Here is a 1,359-nt window from a genome sequence, read left to right on the forward strand (position 1 = left end):
TGTCTCCCAACCGCGCGCATCGCGCATGTAGGTTGCGAGCATGCCAAGCCCAAAGCCACAGGACTTCTGCGATTGGTGCTATGGGCCGCTTTCTGAGGAGTCGGTAGTCCGCTCGCGTTGGCTCGGCTTGATCTCGGAGGACGCGTGGGCGTGCGCGACCTGCATCGAGAGGGGGTGCTACCGGGTCCCGCCAGAGGGCTGGGATGGTCCCGCCGACGAGTGGCTGGCGCGCGACCAGTACGTCTTGAGCGCCGACGATCGAAGGGCCGTCCTCAACGCGTTGAACGAGGTCCTCCACGGCCCGGACGCGATCGAGGAGTGGGAGTTCCAAGCCCGGATGGGCGTCACCAGAGAGGAAGCCGATCAGACCCGGCGTCGAGTCGCTGGCAAGTGAGAGCCCGTCCGCAGCCAGGTGACGATCGCGGCCAGGACGGCGCCAGCGCGGTAGACGACGGCGTGCTTGTCGTAGCGAGTGGCCAGGCCGCGCCACTGCTTGAGCAGGTTGAAGGACCGCTCGACGACGTTGCGCCGCACGTAGGTCTCCCGGTCGAGCTTCGGCGGGCGGCCACCCTTCGCGCCGCGCCGCTTCCGGTTAGCTTGCTGGTCCGACGGTTCGGGGATCACGACCTTGATCCCGCGCCGGCGCAGCATCGCGCGGTTTCCGCGCGAGGAGTACGCCTTGTCCCCGAGCACTACATCGGGCGTCGTTCTCGGGCGGCCCGCGCCGCGGCGTGGCACCCAGATGTCCGCGAGCACGACTCCCAGCGCTCGGCCATCGTGAGACTGGCCGGGCGTCACGACAACGGCGAGTGGGCGCCCACGCCCGTCGACGGCGTGGTGGATCTTGCTCGTCAGCCCGCCACGAGACCGACCGATGCCGTGACCTGCAGGTTCACTGGGGACGACGCCGTTGCGGCGGTTCTTGTGATTCGACGTCGCCCCCTGTGTCCTGCTCCGGACGGGTCGTGTTCGTCGCGTGCTGGTGAGCACGATTGATCGTCGAGTCCACCGACACGGTCCAGTCGATCTGCCCGGCGGCGTCCGCTTCGGCCATCAGGTGGGCGAGGATGCGGTCCCAAGTGCCGTCGTCGGTGAACTTCTTGTGACGCTTCCACACCGTCTGCCACGGCCCGAACACCTCGCGCGGCAGGTCCCGCCACGGGATCCCCGTCCGATACCGGTAAGCAATGCCCTCAACCACGGTGCGGTGGTCACCGAACGGGCGACCGACCTTGCCCGCGTTCGACGGCAGCAACGGCTCGATCCGCTCCCACTGTTCGTCCGTCAGGACCTGGAACCGACTCACGGCCGCGAGTCTGCCGCTCGCCTCACCTCAGAGTTGGGAGACACGCCCTAGTC

The 1,359-nt window shown here is 68.1% G+C and carries 2 protein-coding genes; one reads left to right on the plus strand and one right to left on the minus strand.

The window, feature by feature from the left end; genetic code table 11:
- Positions 1-40 precede the first annotated feature (40 nt).
- Positions 41-394 (plus strand): hypothetical protein, encoded by a 354-nt coding sequence (locus AC6CH9_RS20775; RefSeq protein WP_151192069.1) that lies wholly within the window; start codon positions 41-43, stop codon positions 392-394.
- On the opposite strand, the gene AC6CH9_RS20780 is transcribed toward AC6CH9_RS20775, so the two are convergent.
- Positions 364-1,306 (minus strand): IS5 family transposase gene (locus tag AC6CH9_RS20780; RefSeq protein ID WP_498156593.1). Its coding sequence is split into 2 segments (ribosomal slippage): positions 364-942 and positions 944-1,306, totalling 942 coding nucleotides; the frame shifts between segments, so codons are not numbered across the junction. The two genes, AC6CH9_RS20775 and AC6CH9_RS20780, sit on opposite strands and share 31 nt — an antisense overlap.
- Positions 1,307-1,359: the final 53 nt, after the last annotated feature.

Source organism: Cellulosimicrobium sp. GQ32, assembly GCF_059758455.1.